Source organism: Streptomyces sp. NPDC048290 (assembly GCF_040652095.1).
Lineage (GTDB): Bacteria > Actinomycetota > Actinomycetes > Streptomycetales > Streptomycetaceae > Streptomyces.
The window spans coordinates 192,201-212,148 of sequence record NZ_JBEZLM010000007.1 but is presented as its reverse complement, the minus strand read 5'-3'; the positions used below and the strand labels follow the sequence as shown (position 1 = coordinate 212,148).

16 protein-coding genes are annotated in these 19,948 nt (G+C 71.4%); 9 read left to right on the top strand and 7 right to left on the bottom strand.

Translation table 11 applies throughout. The annotated features are described in order from the left end of the window. Positions 1-114: 114 nt before the first annotated feature. The 4 genes from AB0D49_RS14565 to AB0D49_RS14550 are packed head-to-tail and all read right to left on the bottom strand — an operon-like array spanning position 115 to position 4,766. A complete protein-coding gene (locus AB0D49_RS14565; RefSeq protein ID WP_362756350.1) occupies positions 115-753 on the bottom strand; it encodes an ATP/GTP-binding protein in 639 nt (212 codons plus the stop codon). After that, positions 734-1,153, bottom strand: a complete 420-nt coding sequence (locus tag AB0D49_RS14560; protein WP_362756347.1) for a DUF742 domain-containing protein — start codon at positions 1,151-1,153, stop codon at positions 734-736. The genes AB0D49_RS14565 and AB0D49_RS14560 overlap by 20 nt, the downstream gene beginning before the upstream one ends. Next, the gene (locus AB0D49_RS14555) at positions 1,150-1,680 is read right to left on the bottom strand and encodes a roadblock/LC7 domain-containing protein (protein ID WP_362756342.1); all 531 of its coding nucleotides are present in this window, start codon (positions 1,678-1,680) and stop codon (positions 1,150-1,152) included. The genes AB0D49_RS14560 and AB0D49_RS14555 overlap by 4 nt, the downstream gene beginning before the upstream one ends. Continuing rightward, complete coding sequence (locus AB0D49_RS14550; protein WP_362756338.1) at positions 1,677-4,766, bottom strand: nitrate- and nitrite sensing domain-containing protein; 3,090 nt, start codon at positions 4,764-4,766, stop codon at positions 1,677-1,679. The genes AB0D49_RS14555 and AB0D49_RS14550 overlap by 4 nt, the downstream gene beginning before the upstream one ends. Positions 4,767-5,205: 439 nt before the next feature. On the opposite strand from AB0D49_RS14550, the gene AB0D49_RS14545 reads away from it, so the two are divergent. Further along, positions 5,206-5,994: a protein phosphatase 2C domain-containing protein gene (locus AB0D49_RS14545; RefSeq protein WP_362756336.1), complete on the top strand. Its 789-nt coding sequence runs from the start codon at positions 5,206-5,208 to the stop codon at positions 5,992-5,994. Positions 5,995-6,029: 35 nt separating this feature from the next. On the opposite strand, the gene AB0D49_RS14540 is transcribed toward AB0D49_RS14545, so the two are convergent. Next, positions 6,030-6,533: a MarR family transcriptional regulator gene (locus AB0D49_RS14540; RefSeq protein ID WP_362756333.1), complete on the bottom strand. Its 504-nt coding sequence runs from the start codon at positions 6,531-6,533 to the stop codon at positions 6,030-6,032. 219 nt (positions 6,534-6,752) lie between these two features. Here AB0D49_RS14540 and AB0D49_RS14535 point away from each other — a divergent pair, with 219 nt between their 5' ends. Further along, the gene (locus AB0D49_RS14535; protein WP_362756331.1) at positions 6,753-7,571 is read left to right on the top strand and encodes a lysozyme; all 819 of its coding nucleotides are present in this window, start codon (positions 6,753-6,755) and stop codon (positions 7,569-7,571) included. 342 nt (positions 7,572-7,913) lie between these two features. On the opposite strand, the gene lon is transcribed toward AB0D49_RS14535, so the two are convergent. Continuing rightward, positions 7,914-10,346 carry an endopeptidase La gene (gene lon / locus AB0D49_RS14530; RefSeq protein ID WP_362756328.1) on the bottom strand — a complete coding sequence of 811 codons (2,433 nt, stop codon included), beginning with the start codon at positions 10,344-10,346 and terminating at the stop codon, positions 7,914-7,916. Between the two features lie 175 nt (positions 10,347-10,521). On the opposite strand from lon, the gene AB0D49_RS14525 reads away from it, so the two are divergent. The 7 genes from AB0D49_RS14525 to AB0D49_RS14495 all read left to right on the top strand — a co-directional run bounded on the left by AB0D49_RS14525 (position 10,522) and on the right by AB0D49_RS14495 (position 18,939). Beyond that, on the top strand, positions 10,522-10,668 hold the full coding sequence (locus AB0D49_RS14525; RefSeq protein WP_362756325.1) for a hypothetical protein: 147 nt from the start codon (positions 10,522-10,524) through the stop codon (positions 10,666-10,668). Positions 10,669-10,677: 9 nt separating this feature from the next. Continuing rightward, positions 10,678-11,190, top strand: coding sequence for a YfbM family protein (locus AB0D49_RS14520; RefSeq protein ID WP_362756322.1), 513 nt, complete (start codon positions 10,678-10,680; stop codon positions 11,188-11,190). Positions 11,191-11,802: 612 nt separating this feature from the next. Beyond that, on the top strand, positions 11,803-12,531 hold the full coding sequence (locus AB0D49_RS14515) for a spermidine synthase (RefSeq protein WP_362756319.1): 729 nt from the start codon (positions 11,803-11,805) through the stop codon (positions 12,529-12,531). A gap of 113 nt (positions 12,532-12,644) precedes the next feature. After that, complete coding sequence (locus AB0D49_RS14510; RefSeq protein ID WP_362756316.1) at positions 12,645-13,388, top strand: response regulator transcription factor; 744 nt, start codon at positions 12,645-12,647, stop codon at positions 13,386-13,388. Next, positions 13,385-14,512: a HAMP domain-containing sensor histidine kinase gene (locus tag AB0D49_RS14505; protein WP_362756313.1), complete on the top strand. Its 1,128-nt coding sequence runs from the start codon at positions 13,385-13,387 to the stop codon at positions 14,510-14,512. Before AB0D49_RS14510 ends, AB0D49_RS14505 begins: the two co-directional genes overlap by 4 nt. 309 nt (positions 14,513-14,821) lie before the next feature. Then, entirely contained in the window at positions 14,822-18,661 is a 3,840-nt protein-coding gene (locus AB0D49_RS14500) for a multifunctional oxoglutarate decarboxylase/oxoglutarate dehydrogenase thiamine pyrophosphate-binding subunit/dihydrolipoyllysine-residue succinyltransferase subunit (protein ID WP_362756310.1), read from the top strand. 89 nt (positions 18,662-18,750) lie between these two features. Then, the gene (locus AB0D49_RS14495; protein ID WP_362756307.1) at positions 18,751-18,939 is read left to right on the top strand and encodes a DUF6104 family protein; all 189 of its coding nucleotides are present in this window, start codon (positions 18,751-18,753) and stop codon (positions 18,937-18,939) included. A 15-nt stretch (positions 18,940-18,954) separates the two neighbouring features. On the opposite strand, the gene AB0D49_RS14490 is transcribed toward AB0D49_RS14495, so the two are convergent. After that, entirely contained in the window at positions 18,955-19,782 is an 828-nt protein-coding gene (locus AB0D49_RS14490; RefSeq protein ID WP_362756304.1) for a hypothetical protein, read from the bottom strand. Positions 19,783-19,948 lie beyond the last annotated feature (166 nt).

Here is a 19,948-nt window from a genome sequence, read left to right as displayed (position 1 = left end):
ACTCCTAGGTCGGGACACCGACGGGGGTGTGCCGGTGCACGGTCTCTCGGACTACTCGAACAACGCAGATAACGCAGATAACGCAGATAGCGCGGGTAACGCGGGTAACCGGAACTACTCGGGCGTCTCGTCCAGCGCATGGCCGACGAGCGCCAGCAGCGTCTCGATCACAGAGATCCGGCGCCGCGCGTCCATGATCATTACAGGGATGTGCGCGGGGATCGTCAACGCCTCCCGCACATCCTCCGCGGCGAACACCTCACTGGCGTCGAAGTGGTTGACCGCGACGACATACGGCAGTCCGCAGCTCTCGAAGTAGTCGAGCGCGGGGAAGCAGTCCTTCAGCCGCCGGGTGTCGGCCAGCACGACCGCGCCGACCGCGCCGCGCACCAGGTCGTCCCACATGAACCAGAACCGCTGCTGGCCGGGGGTGCCGAAGAGGTACAGCACCAGGTCGTCGTCCAGCGTGATGCGGCCGTAGTCCATGGCGACGGTGGTGGTCAGCTTGCCGGGCGTGGCGGAGAGGTCGTCGGTCTCCTCGCTGGCCTCGGTCATCAGCGCCTCGGTCATCAGCGGAGGGATCTCCGAGACCGAGGTGACCAGGGTGGTCTTGCCGACCCCGAAGCCCCCGGCCACCACGATCTTGGTGGCGATGGGGGCCCGGCTGTGGTCCGTCTGCCAGGACCGCGGGTTGTCGTCGTCGTCGACGAACGGGAAGACGCCCGAGACGGCGTCAGAGACGACGGAGTCCACTCAGCACCCTTTCCAGCAGCGCGCGCTCCGGCCGGCCCGCGCCATGGCCGGTCCCGGTCCCGTACACACGGATCTTTCCCTGGTCCGCGAGATCGCTGAGCAGCACCCGGACCACGCCGAGCGGCATTCTCAGCAGCGCGGCGATCTCGGCGACCGTGCGCATCCGGCGGCACAGTTCGACGATGGCCCGCATCTCCGGCATCACCCGGGGATTGAGGCCGTTGGTGAGTTCCTTGCGCTCCTCGCCGGCCTCCAGCGCGGCCGTGCTGGCGACGAAGGTCTCCACCAGCAGGACATGCCCGAACCGGGTCCGGCCGCCGGTCAGCGAGTAGGGCCGGACCCGGGCGGGTTTACGGTCCCCGCCGCGCACCGGGAGTTTCTGAGGTCCGCCGTCGCTCATCGCTCACTCTCCGCGGGCACGGGCGTCCGGGGTCCGCCGGACGGTTCGGGCTCCAGGGACTTCCGCAGCTCGGTGCGGAGTTCGGGGGTCAGCACATGTCCGGCGCGGCCCACGAAGAGCGCCATGTGGTAGGCGACCACACTCATGTCGCAGGCGGCGGAGCCATGGACGCCGAGCAGCGAGCCGTCGCTGATCGACATCACGAACAGGCTGCCCTCCTCCATCGCGATCATCGTGTGCTTGACCCCGCCGAAGTCCAGCACCTTGGCCGCCCCGAGGGTGAGGCTGCCGATACCGGACACGATGGTGGCGAGGTCGGCGGCCGAGCCGCGGGGCCCGGTGGGGCGCTCCTCGCGGGCCTCGCGGGCCTCCGCGTTTCTCCCGGGGTCGGACGACAGCAGCAGCAACCCGTCGGAGGAGACCACCGCGACGGAGAGGATGCCGGGCACCTCCTCGACGAGGTTGGTCAGCAGCCAGTGCAGATTGCGGGCCTCACTGCTCAGTCCGAACGTACTGGGCGCGGTCAACTGCTTGCCTCCTCGACGGTGCCCCCCGTGGATTCTTCGGCTGATGCGTGTGCTGGGCCGGTGCCGGACCGGGTGTCCGCCGGACCGGTGCGGCCCGTCTCCTCGGCGGCCAGCTCCGCCCGGACGTCCCGGAGCCCGGCCTCGGCGCCCCTGCGGAACCCACCGAGCCTACGGCGCAGCGCCTCGGCGTCGACGGAGGAGGTACGCGGGCGCGGCGCGGCCTGCGGCACGCTGATCCGGGGGGTGCGCTTGGGCAGCCCCTTGTCGGTGACGGCCTCGTCCGCTCCGCCGGGGTCACCGGGGTCGGCGTGGGGCCGTTCGTCGGGCGCCCGCTCATGGGTGTCGGGGCCGATGGCGTAGGGGTCGGAGGCGGGGGCGGGGGCCGGGACGCGGGCGGATCGCGACGGCCCGGGGGCAGCCTCGCGCTCCGGGTACGCCCCGTGGTCCGCGTACGCTCCGCGCTCTCCGTTCTCTACGTGCTCTGCGTGCTCTGCGTTTTCTACGCGCTCTGCGTGCTCGGCGCTTTCTCCGTGTTCTACGTGTTCTGCGTACTCTCCCTGGCCCTCGGCCGGTTCGGGCGGTTCGGGGGCCAGCAGCTCCATCGTGGTCTCGGACGGGCTGGGCTCCCGGGCGGCGGTCCTGCGTACGGGCAGCGGCGGGTGGCCGCCGGTGCCGGGCTCCGCGCCGGACGGCGGGACGGTCTCCCGCACCGGCTCACCGGAGTCCGCCACGGTGTCCGTCCCGGCGGTGGGCGCGGCCGGGCGGTCCAGCTCCTCCGGGGTCGCCGCCGCGACGGCCTGCTCGGCGAGGGCGACCAGCGGGTCCCGGGCGGGAACCGGGGCCGGGGTTCGGTCCTGGGACGCCGACCGGCCGTGCAGCACATTGGAGTTGGCCTCGGCGTCGGCGCCGGGCAGCGAGAAGGTGCCGCTGGCGTCGGCGGCGGGCGAGGGGGCCGGTACGGCGGTCGGGCGGCCGGACACCAGCAGCGACCCGGGCAGCACGACGACGGCGGCGATCCCGCCCTGCTTCTGGTCGCGGAGCTGCACCCGCACCTGGTGGCGCTGGGCGAGCCGGGCCACCACATACAGCCCGAGCCCGAGGCCGTCGTCGCCCTGCTGCTCATAGGGCGACTCGGGGTCGAACTCGCCGAGCCGGGCGTTGAGCCGGGTCATCCGCTCCTCGGTCATGCCGATGCCCTCGTCCTGCACGGAGAGCATCACTTCACCGCTCTCCAGCAGCCAGCCGGAGACCTCGACGGGCACATCGGGCGGGGAGAACGTGGTGGCGTTCTCCATGAGTTCGGCCAGCAGATGGGAGAGGTCGTCGGCGGCGAACCCGGCGACATGGGCGTGCCGCGGCAGCGCGGCGATCCGGATGCGGTCGTAGCGCTCGATCTCGCTGACGGCGGCGCGGACCACGTCCACCAGCGGGACCGGGCCCGCGGTGTGCTGGACGTGCTCGGTGCCCGCGAGGACGAGCAGGTTCTCGCTGTGGCGGCGCATCACGGTGGCGAAGTGGTCGAGCTTGAAGAGGGTGGCGAGCCGCTCGGGGTCGTCCTCGCGGTCCTCAAGACCCTCGATGACGGCGAGCTGGCGCTCCACCAGGCCGAGGGTGCGCAGAGCGAGGTTGACGAAGGTGCCGCCGATGCTGCCGCGCAGCCGGTCCAGGGCGGCGGCGGAGTCGTCGAGTTCGCCGCGCAGCTGCTCCCGGGCGTCGGCCATCCGCTGGCGCTGGGTGATCAGATGCTTGCGGTCGGACTCCAGGGTGGCGATCCGCTCGTGCAGCAGGACGGCCTGCGCGTGCAGGCTGTTGACGGACCGGACGACCTGGGCGAACTCGTCGTTGCGGCCGGTGAACTTCACGGCCTCGGCGGCCCGCGGGTCCTCGGCCTCGGCGAGCCGGGCGGAGCCGAGACGCAGCACGGCGAGCGGCCGGGTGAGGGTGCGGGCCATGGCGGTGGCGGTGCCGACGGCGAGCAGCATCAGCGCGCCGAGCAGGGCGATCCGGATCTCCAGCGCGGTGACATCGTCGTCGCGCAGGGTCTCCAGGCTGGTGGTGCGGCGCTCGAAGAGGGAGGACTCCACACCGCGCATCAGCTCGATCCGGGCCGACAGGGCGGCGTCCAGCTCGGCCGGGTCGGTGCCCAGCTCGTCCTCGCCGAAGGTGGGGCGACCGGTGAGGTCGGCCAGGAACTGGTCGGCGGAGTTGACCTCGGTGCCGGTGAGGGTGGAGTCGTAGGAGGACTTGGCGCTGTCGGGGGCGGTCTCGTGGAAACCGGCGAGGGCCGCGTCGGAGCGCAGCCGGGCCTGCTGGGCGGCGGCGGTGAGCGCGTCGCGGACCTTGGTGTCCTCCTCGGAGGAGACGGTGGTCTCGACGGGCATCCCGGTGATCGGGTCGTAGCTGGTCTCGGTGCTGGTGGGCACGGAGAGCGCGGCGAGCAGCAGGCCCCGGGTGGCGGCGGCCTGCTGGACGGCGGTGTCCAGCTGGGCGAGCGCGTAGCCACCGGCGCCCGCCCTGGGGGGCAGCTCTTCGGCGAGGTCCTCGGCGAGCCGGTGGAGTTCGGCGATGGCGTTGGAGTACGCCTGGTGGGCTTCCAGGGCGCTGCTCTTGCCGGTGAGGGCGGAGCGGCGGACCCCGGCGATGGCGTCGAGGTCCTCGCTGAGCGCGGCCGGGGTGTCGGGGTCGGCGCGGAGTTCGGCGACCTGGCGGTCGACCCGGGCGCTGTGCTGCTCGTCGGGCGCCTTGGACTCGGGGCGTCCGGCGGCGACGAAGGAGATGACCTCGTCGCGCTCGTCGGCCAGCGAGTGGGCGAGGGTGAGCGCGTTCTGGGTCTGTCCGGCCAGGGTCACCAGGTCCTGGGTGTCACTGAGCCGGGTGGAGGCGGCGAGCACCGAGGGGGTGCCCGCGGCGGCGACGGCCGCGGCGACCACGGTCACCGCGATGATCAGCCGGTTGCGTACATGGGTGGGGCGCCCCCGTCCGACCGGCGGGGCCGGGGGAGGGACGACGGACGGGGCGACGCCAGGGCCGGACGGGCCCGCGGGTGCCCCGGCGGTGGTGCCGGGCGTGTGGTTCTGGCCTCCCATGGGGGCCGTCCGCTTGCCTGCGCGCCGAAGCCGCTTGTTCTGCACCGGTGCTCGCATTCCTGACTCGCTGTACCCAAGGGGCCGGGTGACGTTCCGTCAATCGTCCGTCATTTCGGTGCAACTGGTGCGACCTCACCCGGTTTCGGTGACCGACCCTCCCAGTGCCGCTGGGTGGTGGTCACGCATCATCGGACCCGCCACCCGAAGGAGTGAACATCGGAGGGGAGTTGGCGGGCAAGTTCCTCCGGCGTGTGCCGACGGGTGGGTCCCGCGTGCCAGTTGGACGTGCGGGACGCACTTTGACAGGATTCGCCGTCACCAGTTCCCAGACCATTGCAATATCCTCCAAAACCGGCGCCTGACCTGCACGCCCGTGCCGCACGGGCAGAGGTTGTCGCCCATTCGCGCAGCTTGTGAAGGGGTGGTGCAGACTGACGGGATGCGTACGGAACTGGTATCGGAGCCCGGCGACCGGACACGGCCCAACGAGGACTTCGCGAGTGTCGCACTACCCGCTTCGGGGCAGGGTGGTTCGCTCGTGGTGCTCGACGGGGTGACCCCACCGCCGGACGGGACGGGCTGTGTCCACTCCGTCCCGTGGTACACCGCGCGCCTGGGCGGCGCGCTGACCGAACTGACCGTTTCACTGCCGGATGTCCCCCTTGTGGAAGCCCTGTCGCTCGCCATCGCGCGTACCGCTTCCGCACACGGGGATACCTGTGACCTTTCTCACCCCCGTACTCCACAGGCGACGGTGGTCACCGTCCGCTGGACCGATTCGAAGATCGAATACCTGGTCCTCTCCGACTCCGCCCTGCTGGTGGAGTCCCCGGACGGCCTGATCACCCCGCTCCTCGATGACCGGCTTGACCGGGTCTCCCGGACCGCGCTCACCTCCGCCGAGGTGACCGACGCCACGCTGCGGAACAAGGAGGGCGGCTTCTTCACGGCCGCCGCCGATCCCTCGGTGGCCGCGCGGGCGGTGACCGGGACCCTGCCGCGCGCCGAGGTCCGCGCGCTGGCCGCGCTCACCGACGGGGCGACCCGCTGGACGGAGACATTCCACGAGGGCGACTGGAGCGACCTGTTCCTCTATGTCCGCAAGAACGGCGGACCGTCACTGATCGAGCAGGTACGGGGACGGGAGCGGGCGGACGCCGAGGAGCGGGCGTATCTGCGCCGGAGCAAGACGCACGACGACGCGACGGTGGTGTTCGTGGAGCTGTAGGGGAGCCATCAGGGGACGGGCGCCAGGGAACGGGGCTACTTCTCCATCCCCTGGTTGAGCTGCTGGAGGAGCCGGGCCAGTTCGGCGACCTCACGGCGGTCCCAGTGGGCGAGCTTGCTGACATAGCGGGCGCGACGGGCCTCACGGACCCGGCCGACCCGGGTGCGGCCCTCCTCGGTGAGATGGACCAGCCAGGCCCGGCCGTCCGCCGGGTCGGGCTCGCGGGCGACCAGCCCGAGTTCCTCCAGGGCGCGCAGTTGGCGGGACATGGTGGCCTTGCCGACGCCGATGTACGCGGCGAGGTCGGTGGCCCGCTGGCGCCCGCACTCGTCGAGCCGCACCAGCAGCCCGTACGCCGACGACTCCAGGTCGGGATGGACCTCGCGGGCCATCTCGCCCTGGTTGGCCCGCGCCCGGCGCATGAACATGGTCAGCTCGCGCTCCAGGGCGAGGAACTCACGGTCCGCGGCCTGGTCCACACCACTCGGTGTCGGCCCGGGTTCGTCCCGATGTCCGTCCGCGTTCGCGTCCTCGTGCACGTCAGCACCCCTGCCCGGTTTCCCGCTCGTGAAAGTTTCCGCCAGGAGCTGTCATCTCCGCAGCTCCGTCAGTATTTCGCAGGCGTAGACCAACGGCAGCCTCCGACCCCCCTTCCCTCCCGGTGTTCTACGTGCGTAGCGTTTTTACCGCGCCCGAACTGACATGCCCACCTCATTCTGAGACGCGGGCGCCCCACCGAGTCTCGAAAGGCACGCACCATGACCGTGCACAGACCCGGAACCCCCCGATCCCCCCTCACCGCGCTGCTGCTGGCCGTGTGCTCCCTGCTGACGGCGCTGGTCGCCGTCCCGGCGTCGGCCGCCGACACCCCGCCGCGCGGTACGGCCCACATGGGCATGGGCGTCGCCCCCCACGACGGCGTCCACGGCACCCCCGGCCCCGGCCGGGCCGCCCAGACCGAGGGCGTCGACGTCAGCAGCCATCAGGGCAATGTGGCCTGGACGACCCTGTGGAACAGCGGCGTCCGCTGGGCCTACACCAAGGCCACCGAGGGCACCTACTACACCAACCCCTACTTCGGGCAGCAGTACACCGGCTCGTACACCGTGGGCATGATCCGCGGGGCGTACCACTTCGCCACCCCGGACACCACCAGCGGCGCGGCCCAGGCCAACTTCTTCGTGGACAACGGCGGCGGCTGGTCCCGCGACGGCCGTACCCTGCCGGGCGCCCTGGACATCGAGTGGAACCCGTACGGCGACACCTGCTACGGCAAGACGCCGGGGCAGATGGTGTCCTGGATCGCCGACTTCCTGAACACCTACCGGGCCCGTACCGGCCGGGAAGCGGTCATCTACACCGCGACCAGCTGGTGGACCCAGTGCACCGGCGACTACGCCGGTTTCGCCGGCGCACACCCCCTGTGGATCGCCCGCTACGCGGCCACGGTGGGCACGCTCCCGGCGGGCTGGTCCTACTACACGATGTGGCAGTACACATCGACAGGCCCAACGGTAGGCGACCACAACCACTTCAACGGCGCCCTGGACCGAGTCGTGGCCTTGGCCAACGGCTGAGCCGGAGGCCGAGTTCGAAGACGGGGATACCCTCGCTCTCAAACCCCGGTCTGGGCAACCCCTCAAGGGGCGCGGGGAACTGCGCGAACACCACCCACTGCCCCGCACCCAACCCACACGACCAGCCCCACCCTCCCAGGGGCGCGGGGAACTGCGCGAACACCACCCACTGCCCGCACCCAACCCACACGACCAGCCCCCCTCCCAGGGGCGCGGGGAACTGCGCGACCAGCCCCCACCCACCCGCACCCACACAGCGACCGGCCCCAACAAACACAACGGCGAGGGCCCGAGGCCCCAAATAGGAACCCCGGGCCCCCGCACAGGCACCGACCACGTCCGTCACGCCGCGACCGGCACCTCCGACGCCGCCCCACTGACCGCGGGCGCGAGCGCCAGCTCAAGGACCTGCCGGACATCGGTCACGGCATGTACATCGAGCTTCTCCAGCACCTCGGCCGGCACATCATCGAGGTCGGCCTCGTTCCGCTTGGGGATGACGACCGTCGTCACCCCGGCCCGATGCGCGGCGAGCAGCTTCTGCTTCACCCCACCGATCGGCAGCACCCGCCCGGTCAGCGACACCTCACCGGTCATCGCCACATCCGTCCGGACCAGCCGCCCCGAGAGCAGCGAGGCCAGCGCCGTCGTCATGGTGACGCCCGCGCTCGGACCGTCCTTGGGGACCGCGCCCGCCGGGAAGTGGATGTGCACACCCCGGTCCTTGAGGTCGCCCACCGGCAGTTCCAGCTCCGCGCCGTGCGAACGCAGGAAGGACAGGGCGATCTGCGCGCTCTCCTTCATCACATCACCGAGCTGACCGGTCAGGGTCAGTCCGGCCGCGCCGGTCTCGGGGTCGGCCAGCGACGCCTCCACGAAGAGGACGTCCCCGCCCGCGCCGGTCACCGCGAGCCCGGTGGCCACGCCCGGCACCGCCGTACGCCGCTCGGCCGGGTCCTGCGCGGACTCGGGCACGTGGTGCGGCCGTCCGATCAGGTCGCGCAGCTCCGCGTCCGTGACGGTGAACGGCAGCTTCCGCTCCCCCAGTTCATGCTGGGCGGCGACCTTGCGCAGCAGCCGGGCCACCGACCGCTCCAGGTTGCGCACCCCGGCCTCGCGGGTGTACTCCCCGGCCAGCTTGCGCAGGGCGCTCTCGTCGATGGTCACCTCGTCCTTGTCCAGGCCCGCCCGCTCCAGTTGGCGCGGCAGCAGGTGGTCCCGGGCGATGACGACCTTCTCGTCCTCGGTGTATCCGTCGAGCCGGACCAGCTCCATACGGTCCAGCAGCGCCTCCGGAATGGCTTCCAGCACGTTGGCGGTGGCCAGGAACACCACGTCGGACAGATCCAGCTCCACCTCCAGGTAGTGGTCCCGGAAGGTGTGGTTCTGCGCCGGGTCGAGGACTTCGAGCAGCGCGGCGGCCGGGTCGCCCCGGAAGTCGGACCCCACCTTGTCGATCTCGTCCAGCAGCACCACCGGGTTCATGGACCCGGCCTCCTTGATGGCCCGCACGATCCGGCCGGGCAGCGCGCCGACGTACGTACGGCGGTGACCGCGGATCTCGGCCTCGTCACGGACGCCGCCGAGGGCGACCCGGACGAACTTGCGGCCCATCGCGTGCGCCACGGACTCGCCGAGGCTGGTCTTGCCGACGCCGGGCGGGCCGACGAGCGCCAGCACGGCACCGCCGCGCCGCCCGCCGACGACCCCGAGGCCCCGCTCGCCGCGCCGCTTGCGCACGGCCAGGTACTCGGTGATCCGCTCCTTGACGTCCTCAAGTCCGGAGTGCTCGGCGTCCAGGATGTCCTTGGCGCCCTGGATGTCGTACGCGTCCTCGGTCCGTTCGCTCCACGGCAGTTCGAGGACGGTGTCCAGCCAGGTGCGGATCCAGGAGCCCTCGGGGGACTGGTCGCTGGACCGCTCCAGCTTGTCGACCTCCTTGAGGGCGGCCTCGCGGACCTTCTCGGGCAGGTCGGCGGCCTCGACGCGGGAACGGTAGTCGTCGGACTCCTCGCCCTCCTTGTCACCGTTCAGGTCGCGCAGTTCCTTACGGACCGCCTCAAGCTGGCGCCGCAGCAGGAACTCGCGCTGCTGCTTGTCGACGCCCTCCTGGACGTCCTTGGCGATGGTCTCGGCGACATCCTGCTCGGCGAGGTGGTCACGGAGCTGCTGGGTGGCCAGCTTCAGCCGGGCGACGGGGTCGCCGGTCTCCAGCAGTTCGATCTTCTGTTCGGTGGTCAGGAACGGCGAGTACCCGGAGTTGTCGGCCAGCGCGGACACGTCCTCGATGGCCTGCACCCGGTCCACCACCTGCCAGGCACCGCGCTTGCGGAGCCAGCTCGTGGCGAGCGCCTTGTACTCCTTCATCAGTTCGGTGACGCTGCCCGGCAGCGGGTCGGGCACGTTCTCGGCGAGCCGGGTGCCCTCGACCCACAGCGCGCCGCCCGGTCCGGTGGTACCGGCGCCGATCCGGACCCGGCCACGGGCGCGGATCAGCGCACCCGGGTCGCCGTCGGCCAGCCGGCCGACCTGCTCGACCGTGCCCAGCACACCGGTGGTGGCGTACACCCCGTCGATCCGCGGCACCAGGAGCACCCGGGGCTTACCGGGCTCCGATCGCGCGGCGACCTGCGCGGCCTCCACGGCGGCGCGTACGTCCTTGTCATTGAGGTCCAGCGGAACCACCATCCCGGGCAGCACGACCTCGTCGTCGAGCGGCAGCACGGGCAGGGCGAGCGGGGCGGACGCCCCGAAGCCGGCGGACTCAGCAGCCATTATCTCCCCTTCGGCAGTCAAGTTGAGCTATGCCGACTCAATGCTCCTGAGCCCCACATTGTTCCCCACCCGATGTTCGCTCTGAGCGATCAGCCGATATGCCCTCGGTGACGTGCGAGAACACCAGAAGCGCCCAGGAGATTCCACGGAGACTCCACGACCGCCACGAGCCGTGATGCGCTCCCCGCCCCACACCGCCGCCGCCCGCGGCGCCACCCCCGACGGCCACGCCCTGTACACCTCCCTGGGCTGGCGCGCGGTGGCCCCGCCGACCAGCGCGAAGTACCTCGGCGCGAACGCCGGTGTCAGTGCCCCCGCCTAGCCTGCACGCATGGGAATGACCGGAGAGTACGTACGGCTGACCGCCGCCGAGCTGGAACGGACCCTCGGCGACGCCGACTGGGCGCACGAGTGGGTCGGGGAACTCCAGGAGAGCGCGGCCGAGTCGGAGGCGCCGCCGCCCGAACCCCGGCTGCACAGCACCGGGAAGACCTGGCAGGCGCTGGACTTCCTGCTGCGGCGCCGGGCGTTCCCGGTGGACGTGGTGTTCGGCGAGGCGGACGTGCCGGGCGCGATGGAGTGGGGGCACAGCCCGCCCCGCCATCTCACCCCCGAGCGGGTCGCCGTCGCCGCGCGGGCGCTGGCGGACCTCACCCCGCAGGCGCTGGCCGAGGGGGTCTCGGTGGCGGAGTTCGCGGCGGCCGGGCTCTACCCCGAGGGCGTCTGGGAACGGGACGAGCAGAACGAGGAACTGGACTGGGTGATCGCCGAGTACCAGGACCTGGTGCGGTTCTTCCGGATCGCCGCCCGCTACCGGCAGGCCGTCCTGCTCTGGATCGGCTGACCGGGCGGGCGGCGATCCCGGCGGCCAGCGCGATCGGGTGCCCCCAGTCGGTCAGCGGGTCGTCGTGGCGGACCAGGGCCAGGAGCGGCGCCCCGCCGTACAGCGCGAGCGGCGGCCACCGCAGCCGGGGGCGCGGGAGCCCGGCGAGCGCGCCGGTCCCGGCGGCCACGCCGGAACTGACCCCGTGGTCCAGCCGGTGCGGCGAACTGTCCGGGGGCGGCCCGGCCAGCACCCCGTGCCCGATCGGCACCTCGATCGCCAGGGTCGCCCCCACATGCCCGAGCAGGAACACCGCCCCGTCCGCAGCCGTCCGAGCCGCCGCTCCAGCGCGGTCAGCACCGGGGACGCCCAAGGTACGGCCCGGGATGCCCGAAGTCACCCGGTCCCGGACGCCCAAGCCACGATCCGGGACGCTCAAGGTGTGGTCCAGGACGCTCAAGGTGCGGTCCCACGTGAAGCGCTCCCTCCGTATCGCTCGACCAGCGCTGTGCGTCCCCCTCGCCCGCGCCTGGAGGGCCACCTCTCCTGCCCGCTCCTCTGGTGTTCACACTCCGTCAACGCCAGGTGCGAAATTCCGTCAGCCGGACGTCAGGGAACTGACAGGATGGGCGGATGTCCGCCATCTCCGGCGTCCCGACCGCCGCCTCCCCCGCCCCGCCCGGACCCAGCGACACGCCGGTGGTGCTGGACCGGCGGGACGGCCCCTACGGCGAGGTCGCGCTGCGCCGCCACGGGGAGTTGCTCCAGATCATCGCCAACGGCTGTTTCCTGATGGACACCTCGGACGGCCGCAGTGAACGGCTGCTGGTGGAAGCGGCGCTGGCCGCGCTCGGCGAACATCCCCGGCCGTCCCGCCCGTCCGTCCTGATCGGCGGTCTCGGCGTCGGGTTCTCGCTCGCACACGCCGCCGCCGACCCCCGCTGGGGGCGTATCACGGTCGTGGAGCGTGAACCGGCCGTCATCGACTGGCATCTGACGGGTCCCCTCTCCGCGTTCTCCCGCGAAGCCCTCGCCGACCCCCGCACCGAGGTGGTCCAGGCCGATCTGACCACGTACGTCAATGAGACGTGCGCCACTTATGACGCGCTCTGCCTCGACATCGACAACGGCCCCGGATGGACCGTCACCGAGGACAATGAGGGGCTGTATTCGGACGCCGGAATCGCAAGCTGCGCAAGGGTCTTGAACCCCTCGGGGGTACTTGCCGTATGGTCCGCGAAACCCTCTCCCGAATTCGAAGGAACCTTGGGGAATGCCGGATTCCAACGTGTGCGTACCGAAGAGGTCCCGGTTGCCCGGGGAGTTCCGGACGTCGTGCACATCGGCGTCCTGCCTGGATAGCAAAGGCGTGGTGACTGCCCGTACGCTGCCTACCTGACGCGGATCATTCAAGCGTCAATCGCAGTCGAGGGATCACCCCACGGATTCCGAAAAGCACACTTCAGGGGCGGGCGATGGAGCAGACACACACCTCCCAGAGCAGCGCGGCGGCGACGGCCACCCCGGGCGCGCAGCGGCGAGTCCTGGTGGTCGAGGACGATCCGACCATCGTGGACGCCATCGCGGCCCGGCTGCGCGCCGAGGGATTCCTCGTACAGACCGCCGGTGACGGTCCGGCGGCGGTCGACACGGCCGAGGCATGGCAGCCCGACCTGCTCATCCTCGACATCATGCTGCCCGGCTTCGACGGCCTCGAGGTCTGCCGACGGGTGCAGGCCCAGCGCCCGGTGCCGGTGCTGATGCTCACCGCGCGTGACGACGAGACCGACATGCTGGTCGGTCTGGGTGTCGGCGCCGACGACTACATGACCAAGCCGTTCTCGATGCGGGAACTGGCCGCGCGGGTGCATGTGCTGCTGCGCCGGGTCGAGCGGGCCGCCATCGCGGCGTCCACGCCGAGAAGCGGCATCCTGCGCCTGGGCGAGCTGGAGATCGACCACGCGCAGCGCCGGGTGCGGGTGCGCAGCGAGGACGTTCATCTGACCCCCACCGAGTTCGATCTGCTGGTCTGTCTGGCGAACACCCCGCGCGCGGTGCTCTCCCGGGAGCAGTTGCTCGCCGAGGTGTGGGACTGGGCGGACGCCTCCGGCACCCGGACCGTCGACAGCCATATCAAGGCCCTGCGCCGCAAGATCGGCGCGGAACGCATCCGCACGGTGCACGGGGTCGGGTACGCGCTGGAGACACCGACGCCATGAGCGGGGGGCGGCCGGCCGCGAGACGGAACGCCGGGGGCCGGAACCCCGGTGAGGAGCCCTGGGGCGGTGTCCGGCCGTTCTCGATCAAGACCAAGCTGGGCGCGCTGGTGGTCACCTCGGTGCTGATCACCACCGGGCTGTCGATGATCGCCGTACGGACCCAGACCGAGCTGCGGTTCATCACGGTGTTCTCGATGATCGCCACCCTGCTGATCACCCAGTTCGTGGCGCACTCGCTGACCGCGCCGCTGGACGACATGAACACGGTGGCCCGCTCGATCTCGCACGGCGACTACACCCGCCGGGTGCGGGAGAACCGCCGGGACGAGCTGGGCGACCTGGCCGTCACCATCAACCGGATGGCGGACGAGCTGGAGGCGCAGGACCAGCAGCGCAAGGAGCTGGTGGCGAACGTCTCGCACGAGCTGCGCACCCCGATCGCCGGGCTGCGGGCGGTGCTGGAGAACATCGTGGACGGGGTCACCGAGCCCGACCAGGAGACCATGCGCACCGCCCTGAAGCAGACCGAGCGGCTCGGGCGGCTGGTGGAGACGCTGCTGGACCTGTCCCGGCTGGACAACGGGGTGGTGCCGCTCAAGCAGCGGCGGTTCGAGGTGTGGCCGTATCTGTCGGGGGTGCTGAAGGAGGCCAACATGGTCGCCTCGGCCCGCGCGGGCATGGCGTCCGGCTCCGGCAGCCACACCCGTACGGACGTCCATCTGCATCTGGACGTGACCCCGCCCGAGCTGACCGCGCACGCCGATCCGGAGCGGATCCACCAGGTGGTGGCCAATCTGATCGACAACGCGGTCAAGCACAGCCCGCCGCACGGCCGGGTCATCCTCAAGGCGCGGCGCGGCCCGCGCCCGGAGTCGCTGGAGCTGGAGGTGCTGGACGAGGGCCCCGGCATTCCGCGCTCGGAGTGGCACAAGGTGTTCGAGCGCTTCAACCGGGGCGCGGTCAACCGTCCGCACGGTCCGGGCAGCGACGGCGGTACGGGGCTGGGGCTGGCCATCGCGCGCTGGGCGGTGGATCTGCACGGCGGCCGGATCGGGGTGGCCGAATCCGAGCGGGGCTGCCGGATCCTTGTCACCCTTCCGGGAGAGTCCGCCGCAGCGAGTTGACGTAAAGTTTGCCGAGAGCCGTTCCGGGCGTCATCGCGCCGGGAGGCCACGGACACGTGTGATCAGGCAGGTGCGATCGGACACGTGCGGAGCACGGGTCCGGCCGCGACACGCGCCGGACCTGGGCCGACCCATTTCTCCAGCAGCGGAACCACGCTTGTTTCCCGCCATTTCCAGCCCCGAAACCCGGCTCTCGATGTGACTTACGCGACGTTGAACGGGCCCGGCCTGACCTTCGCGGTCGCGGGGGCGTAGCCTTAATTCCCGCTGTCCCATCACCTTGTGAAGCGGAAGAGGGCGGTTGCCGCCGTGTCGCCACAGTCCCCCAGTAACGCATCGAGTGTCTCGACCGACGCCGGCCAAGCGGGCAAGAACCCCGCTGCCGCGTTCGGGCCGAACGAGTGGCTCGTCGACGAGATCTATCAGCAGTACCTCCAGGACCCGAATTCGGTAGACCGCGCCTGGTGGGACTTCTTCGCCGACTACAAGCCGGGCGCCCCCGCGGCCCCGGCTGCGGCGGGTACCGCAGCCGCGGGGGCTGCGGAGACCACCACCGCGACGGCGCAGTCCGCGCCCACCGCCCCGGCCGCCCCCCGGCAGGCCCCGGCCCCGGCCCCGGCTGTGCAGGCGACCCCTGCCGCCCCGCGGCCCGCGGCTGCGGCTCCCGCCGCTCCGGCGCCCGCCCGGCCCGCCACCCCGGCGGCGCCCGCCGCGCCCGCCGCCAAGCCCGCCGCCGCACCGGCGCCCGCGAAGGCCGCACCGGCCCCCGCCACGGCGCCCGCCGGTCCCGAGCTGGTGACGCTGCGCGGCCCGGCCGCCGCCGTGGCGAAGAACATGGACGCCTCGCTGGAGATGCCGACCGCCACCTCGGTGCGCGCGGTCCCGGTGAAGCTGCTGTTCGACAACCGCATCGTGATCAACAACCACCTGAAGCGGGCCCGGGGCGGGAAGATCTCCTTCACCCACCTCATCGGCTTCGCGATGGTGCAGGCCATCAAGGCCATGCCGGGGATGAACTGGTCGTTCCAGACCAAGGACGGCAAGCCCACCCTGGTCAAGCCGGAGCACATCAACCTCGGCCTCGCCATCGACCTGGTCAAGCCCAACGGCGACCGCCAGCTGGTCGTCGCGGCGATCAAGAAGGCCGAGACGCTCAACTTCTTCGAGTTCTGGCAGGCGTACGAGGACATCGTCCGCCGCGCCCGGGACAACAAGCTGACGATGGACGACTTCACCGGGGTCACGGTCTCCCTGACCAACCCCGGCGGCCTCGGCACGGTCCACTCGGTGCCGCGGCTGATGCCCGGCCAGTCGGTGATCATGGGCGTCGGTGCCATGGACTACCCGGCGGAGTTCCAGGGCACCTCCCAGGACACCCTGAACAAGCTCGGCATCTCCAAGGTCATGACGCTCACGTCGACCTACGACCACCGGGTCGTCCAGGGCGCCGCCTCCGGCGAGTTCCTGCGCCAGGTCGCCAACCTGCTGCTCGGCGAGAACGGCTTCTACGACGCCGTCTTCGAGTCCCTGCGCATCCCCTACGAGCCGGTCCGCTGGCTCAAGGACATCGACGCCAGCCATGACGACGACGTCACCAAGGCCGCCCGGGTCTTCGAGCTGATCCACTCCTACCGGGTCCGCGGCCATGTCATGGCCGACACCGACCCGCTGGAGTACCGCCAGCGCAAGCACCCCGACCTCGATGTCAACGAGCACGGGCTGACGCTGTGGGACCTGGAGCGCGAGTTCGCCGTCGGCGGCTTCGCGGGCAAGGCCCTGATGAAGCTCCGGGACATCCTCGGTGTGCTGCGCGACTCGTACTGCCGCACCACCGGCATCGAGTTCATGCATATCCAGGACCCCAAGCAGCGCAAGTGGATCCAGGACCGGGTCGAGCGCGGCCACACCAAGCCGGAGCGCGAGGAGCAGCTGCGCATCCTGCGCCGGCTGAACGCGGCGGAAGCCTTCGAGACCTTCCTCCAGACCAAGTACGTCGGGCAGAAGCGGTTCTCCCTGGAGGGCGGCGAGTCCGTCATCCCGCTGCTGGACGCGGTCCTGGACTCGGCCGCCGAGTCCCGGCTCGACGAGGTCGTCGTGGGCATGGCCCACCGCGGCCGGCTGAACGTGCTGGCCAACATCGTCGGCAAGTCGTACGCGCAGATCTTCCGGGAGTTCGAGGGCAACCTCGACCCGAAGTCGATGCACGGCTCGGGCGATGTGAAGTACCACCTGGGCGCCGAGGGCACCTTCACCGGTCTGGACGGCGAGCAGATCAAGGTCTCGCTGGTCGCCAACCCCTCGCACCTTGAGGCGGTGGACCCGATCCTGGAGGGCGTCTCGCGCGCCAAGCAGGACATCATCAACAAGGGCGGCACGGACTTCACGGTGCTGCCGGTGGCGATCCACGGCGACGCGGCCTTCGCGGGCCAGGGCGTGGTGGCCGAGACCCTCAACATGTCGCAGCTGCGCGGCTACCGCACCGGCGGCACGGTCCACATCGTCATCAACAACCAGGTCGGCTTCACCGCCGCCCCCGAGTCCTCGCGCTCCTCGATGTACGCGACGGACGTGGCCCGCATGATCGAGGCCCCGATCTTCCATGTGAACGGCGACGACCCGGAGGCCGTGGTGCGCGTCGCGCGGCTCGCCTTCGAGTTCCGTCAGGCGTTCAACAAGGACGTGGTGATCGACCTCATCTGCTACCGCCGCCGCGGGCACAACGAGTCGGACAACCCGGCCTTCACCCAGCCGCTGATGTACGACCTGATCGACAAGAAGCGCTCGGTGCGCAAGCTGTACACCGAGTCCCTGATCGGTCGCGGTGACATCACGCTGGAAGAGGCCGAGCAGGCGCTCCAGGACTACCAGGGCCAGCTGGAGAAGGTGTTCACGGAGGTCCGCGAGGCCACCTCGCAGCCCGCCGCCGTGGAGACCCCGGACCCGCAGGCCGAGTTCCCGGTCCAGGTGTCCACGGCGATCTCCTCCGAGGTCGTCAAGCGGATCGCCGAGTCCCAGGTCGCCATCCCCGACCACATCACCGTCCACCCGCGGCTGCTGCCGCAGCTCCAGCGCCGGGCGGCGATGGTCGAGGACGGCACGATCGACTGGGGCATGGGCGAGACCCTCGCGATCGGCTCGCTGCTCCTGGAGAACGTGCCGGTGCGCCTCGCCGGTCAGGACTCCCAGCGCGGTACGTTCGGCCAGCGCCACGCGGTGATCATCGACCGGGAGACCGGCGAGGAGTACACCCCGCTCCAGTACCTCTCCGAGGACCAGGCGCGGCTGAACGTCTACAACTCCCTGCTCTCCGAGTACGCGGCCATGGGCTTCGAGTACGGCTACTCGCTGGCCCGCCCGGACGCGCTGGTGATGTGGGAGGCGCAGTTCGGCGACTTCGTCAACGGCGCCCAGACGGTGGTGGACGAGTTCATCTCGTCGGCCGAGCAGAAGTGGGCGCAGACCAGCGGTGTCGTCCTGCTCCTCCCGCACGGCTACGAGGGCCAGGGCCCGGACCACTCCTCGGCCCGTCCGGAGCGGTTCCTCCAGCTCTGCGCGCAGAACAACATGACGGTCGCCATGCCGACGCTCCCGTCGAACTACTTCCACCTGCTGCGCTGGCAGTCGCACAACCCGCACCACAAGCCGCTGGTGGTCTTCACCCCGAAGTCGATGCTGCGGCTGAAGGCGGCGGCGTCGAAGACGGAGGAGTTCACCACGGGCCACTTCCGCCCGGTCATCGGGGACGAGTCGGTCGACCCGGCCGCCGTGAAGAAGGTCGTCTTCTGCGCCGGCAAGGTCTACTACGACCTGGACGCCGAGCGGAAGAAGCGGGGCGTCACGGACACCGCGATCATCCGGATCGAGCGGCTGTACCCGCTGCCGGGCGCGGAGCTCCAGGCGGAGATCAAGAAGTACGCGGGCGCCGAGAAGTACCTGTGGGTGCAGGAGGAGCCGGCGAACCAGGGCGCGTGGCCGTTCATCGCCCTCAACCTGATCGACCACCTGGACCTGGCGGTCGGCGCGGACGTCCCGCACGGCGAGCGGCTGCGGCGGATCTCCCGCCCGCACGGCTCGTCCCCGGCGGTCGGCTCCGCGAAGCGCCACCAGGCGGAGCAGGAGCAGCTGGTCCGCGAGGTGTTCGAGGCGTGAGCCGCTGAGGCGTCCGAGTACGCCGGGCCCGGCCCCTGGAGTCCGCTCCGGGGGCCGGGCCCTTCCGCGTCGCCGCCTATCCTGAGGGCATGTACTTCACCGACCGAGGCATCGAGGAGCTGGCGAAGCGGCGCGGCGAGGAGGAGGTCTCCTTCGAGTGGCTCGCCGAGCAGCTCCGTACGTTCGTGGATCTCAACCCGGACTTCGAGGTGCCGGTGGAACGCCTGGCGACCTGGCTGGCCCGGCTGGACGACGAGGACGACGAGGACGACGACTGACCCGGGGCGTCCCCGTCAGTCGCGGGGCCGGACGAGGTCGTACGTCAGCCCGAGGGCGCCGTGGGCCAGCAGCAGCGCCCCCGCGGCGAGCCAGCCGGGGCTGCGGCGGCGCAGCCCCCACAGGGTGAGCGGAAGCCCGGCGGCGATCTGCACCAGCGCGAGCGTCCGGACGTCGGGACGGTGGGCGACAGCGCCGGGTGTGACGTCCCGCAGGGCGTCGCGGGCGGTCTCGCGCAGGGTGGCGCGGTCGACGCGCCGGACGCCGGGCCGGTCGCGCAGCGCGGTGCGCAGTGCGGCGGTGGGGGTGCCGGGGGTGAGTCCCGGGGGAAGGTCGACGCCGATCCGGGAGAGCACCGCGAGCAGCCCGCGCAGCCGGGCACGGGCGTCGGACACGAGGTCCGGCTCGGCCAGCCGGTCGAGCGACTGCACATCGAGTACGGGGTCGAGGCCCAGTCGGGCGGCGAAGGTGCGCATGGCCTCGTCCTCACCGGCCGCCGTCCCGTCGGCGAGCCAGACATAGCCGACCGGGCGGCGGAAACCGGCGGCGAGGCTGTATCCGGCGCGGTCCCGGTCCCACCAGAGCGCGAGCACCGGCCAGGGGGCGCCGACGGCGAGCGCGGAGGCCCATCCGGTGGCCACCCGGTCGACGGGTTCCGCCCCGTCGTCCCAGGCCCGCCCCTCGGGCACCAGCACGCTCCATCCCTCGCCCGCCGGTGCGAGCAGCAGCGACTCGGGCAGCAGCGCGGCCACGAGGCCGACGGAGTCGGCGGGGGCACGGCAGAGCAGCAGAGCGCCGGGGGCGGGACCGGGGCGGGCACTCGGCGCGAGATCTTCCGACGACATGCTTCACACGCTAGGGCAAATTGCCGGGAATGGGCGGATTGGGGTGGCGGGGTGCGGCCGGGGAGGACGGGGCGAGGCGCAGGGAGGCGGTCCGGTCCGCAATCGCGACTGTCTTGACTTTCCGGGTCCGCGATATATCGTGAATGCAGGCAGACACGATATGGCG

Excerpts from the sequence above, each read along its gene's own strand:
- AB0D49_RS14560 (WP_362756347.1), bottom strand. The coding sequence starts at position 1,153 with ATGAGCGACGGCGGACCTCAGAAACTCCCGGTGCGCGGCGGGGACCGT.
- AB0D49_RS14550 (WP_362756338.1), bottom strand. The coding sequence starts at position 4,766 with ATGGGAGGCCAGAACCACACGCCCGGCACCACCGCCGGGGCACCCGCG.
- AB0D49_RS14545 (WP_362756336.1), top strand. The coding sequence starts at position 5,206 with ATGCGTACGGAACTGGTATCGGAGCCCGGCGACCGGACACGGCCCAAC.
- AB0D49_RS14535 (WP_362756331.1), top strand. The coding sequence starts at position 6,753 with ATGACCGTGCACAGACCCGGAACCCCCCGATCCCCCCTCACCGCGCTG.
- lon (WP_362756328.1), bottom strand. The coding sequence starts at position 10,346 with ATGGCTGCTGAGTCCGCCGGCTTCGGGGCGTCCGCCCCGCTCGCCCTG.
- AB0D49_RS14525 (WP_362756325.1), top strand. The coding sequence starts at position 10,522 with ATGCGCTCCCCGCCCCACACCGCCGCCGCCCGCGGCGCCACCCCCGAC.
- AB0D49_RS14520 (WP_362756322.1), top strand. The coding sequence starts at position 10,678 with ATGGGAATGACCGGAGAGTACGTACGGCTGACCGCCGCCGAGCTGGAA.
- AB0D49_RS14515 (WP_362756319.1), top strand. The coding sequence starts at position 11,803 with ATGTCCGCCATCTCCGGCGTCCCGACCGCCGCCTCCCCCGCCCCGCCC.
- AB0D49_RS14510 (WP_362756316.1), top strand. The coding sequence starts at position 12,645 with ATGGAGCAGACACACACCTCCCAGAGCAGCGCGGCGGCGACGGCCACC.
- AB0D49_RS14505 (WP_362756313.1), top strand. The coding sequence starts at position 13,385 with ATGAGCGGGGGGCGGCCGGCCGCGAGACGGAACGCCGGGGGCCGGAAC.
- AB0D49_RS14495 (WP_362756307.1), top strand. The coding sequence starts at position 18,751 with ATGTACTTCACCGACCGAGGCATCGAGGAGCTGGCGAAGCGGCGCGGC.
- AB0D49_RS14490 (WP_362756304.1), bottom strand. The coding sequence starts at position 19,782 with ATGTCGTCGGAAGATCTCGCGCCGAGTGCCCGCCCCGGTCCCGCCCCC.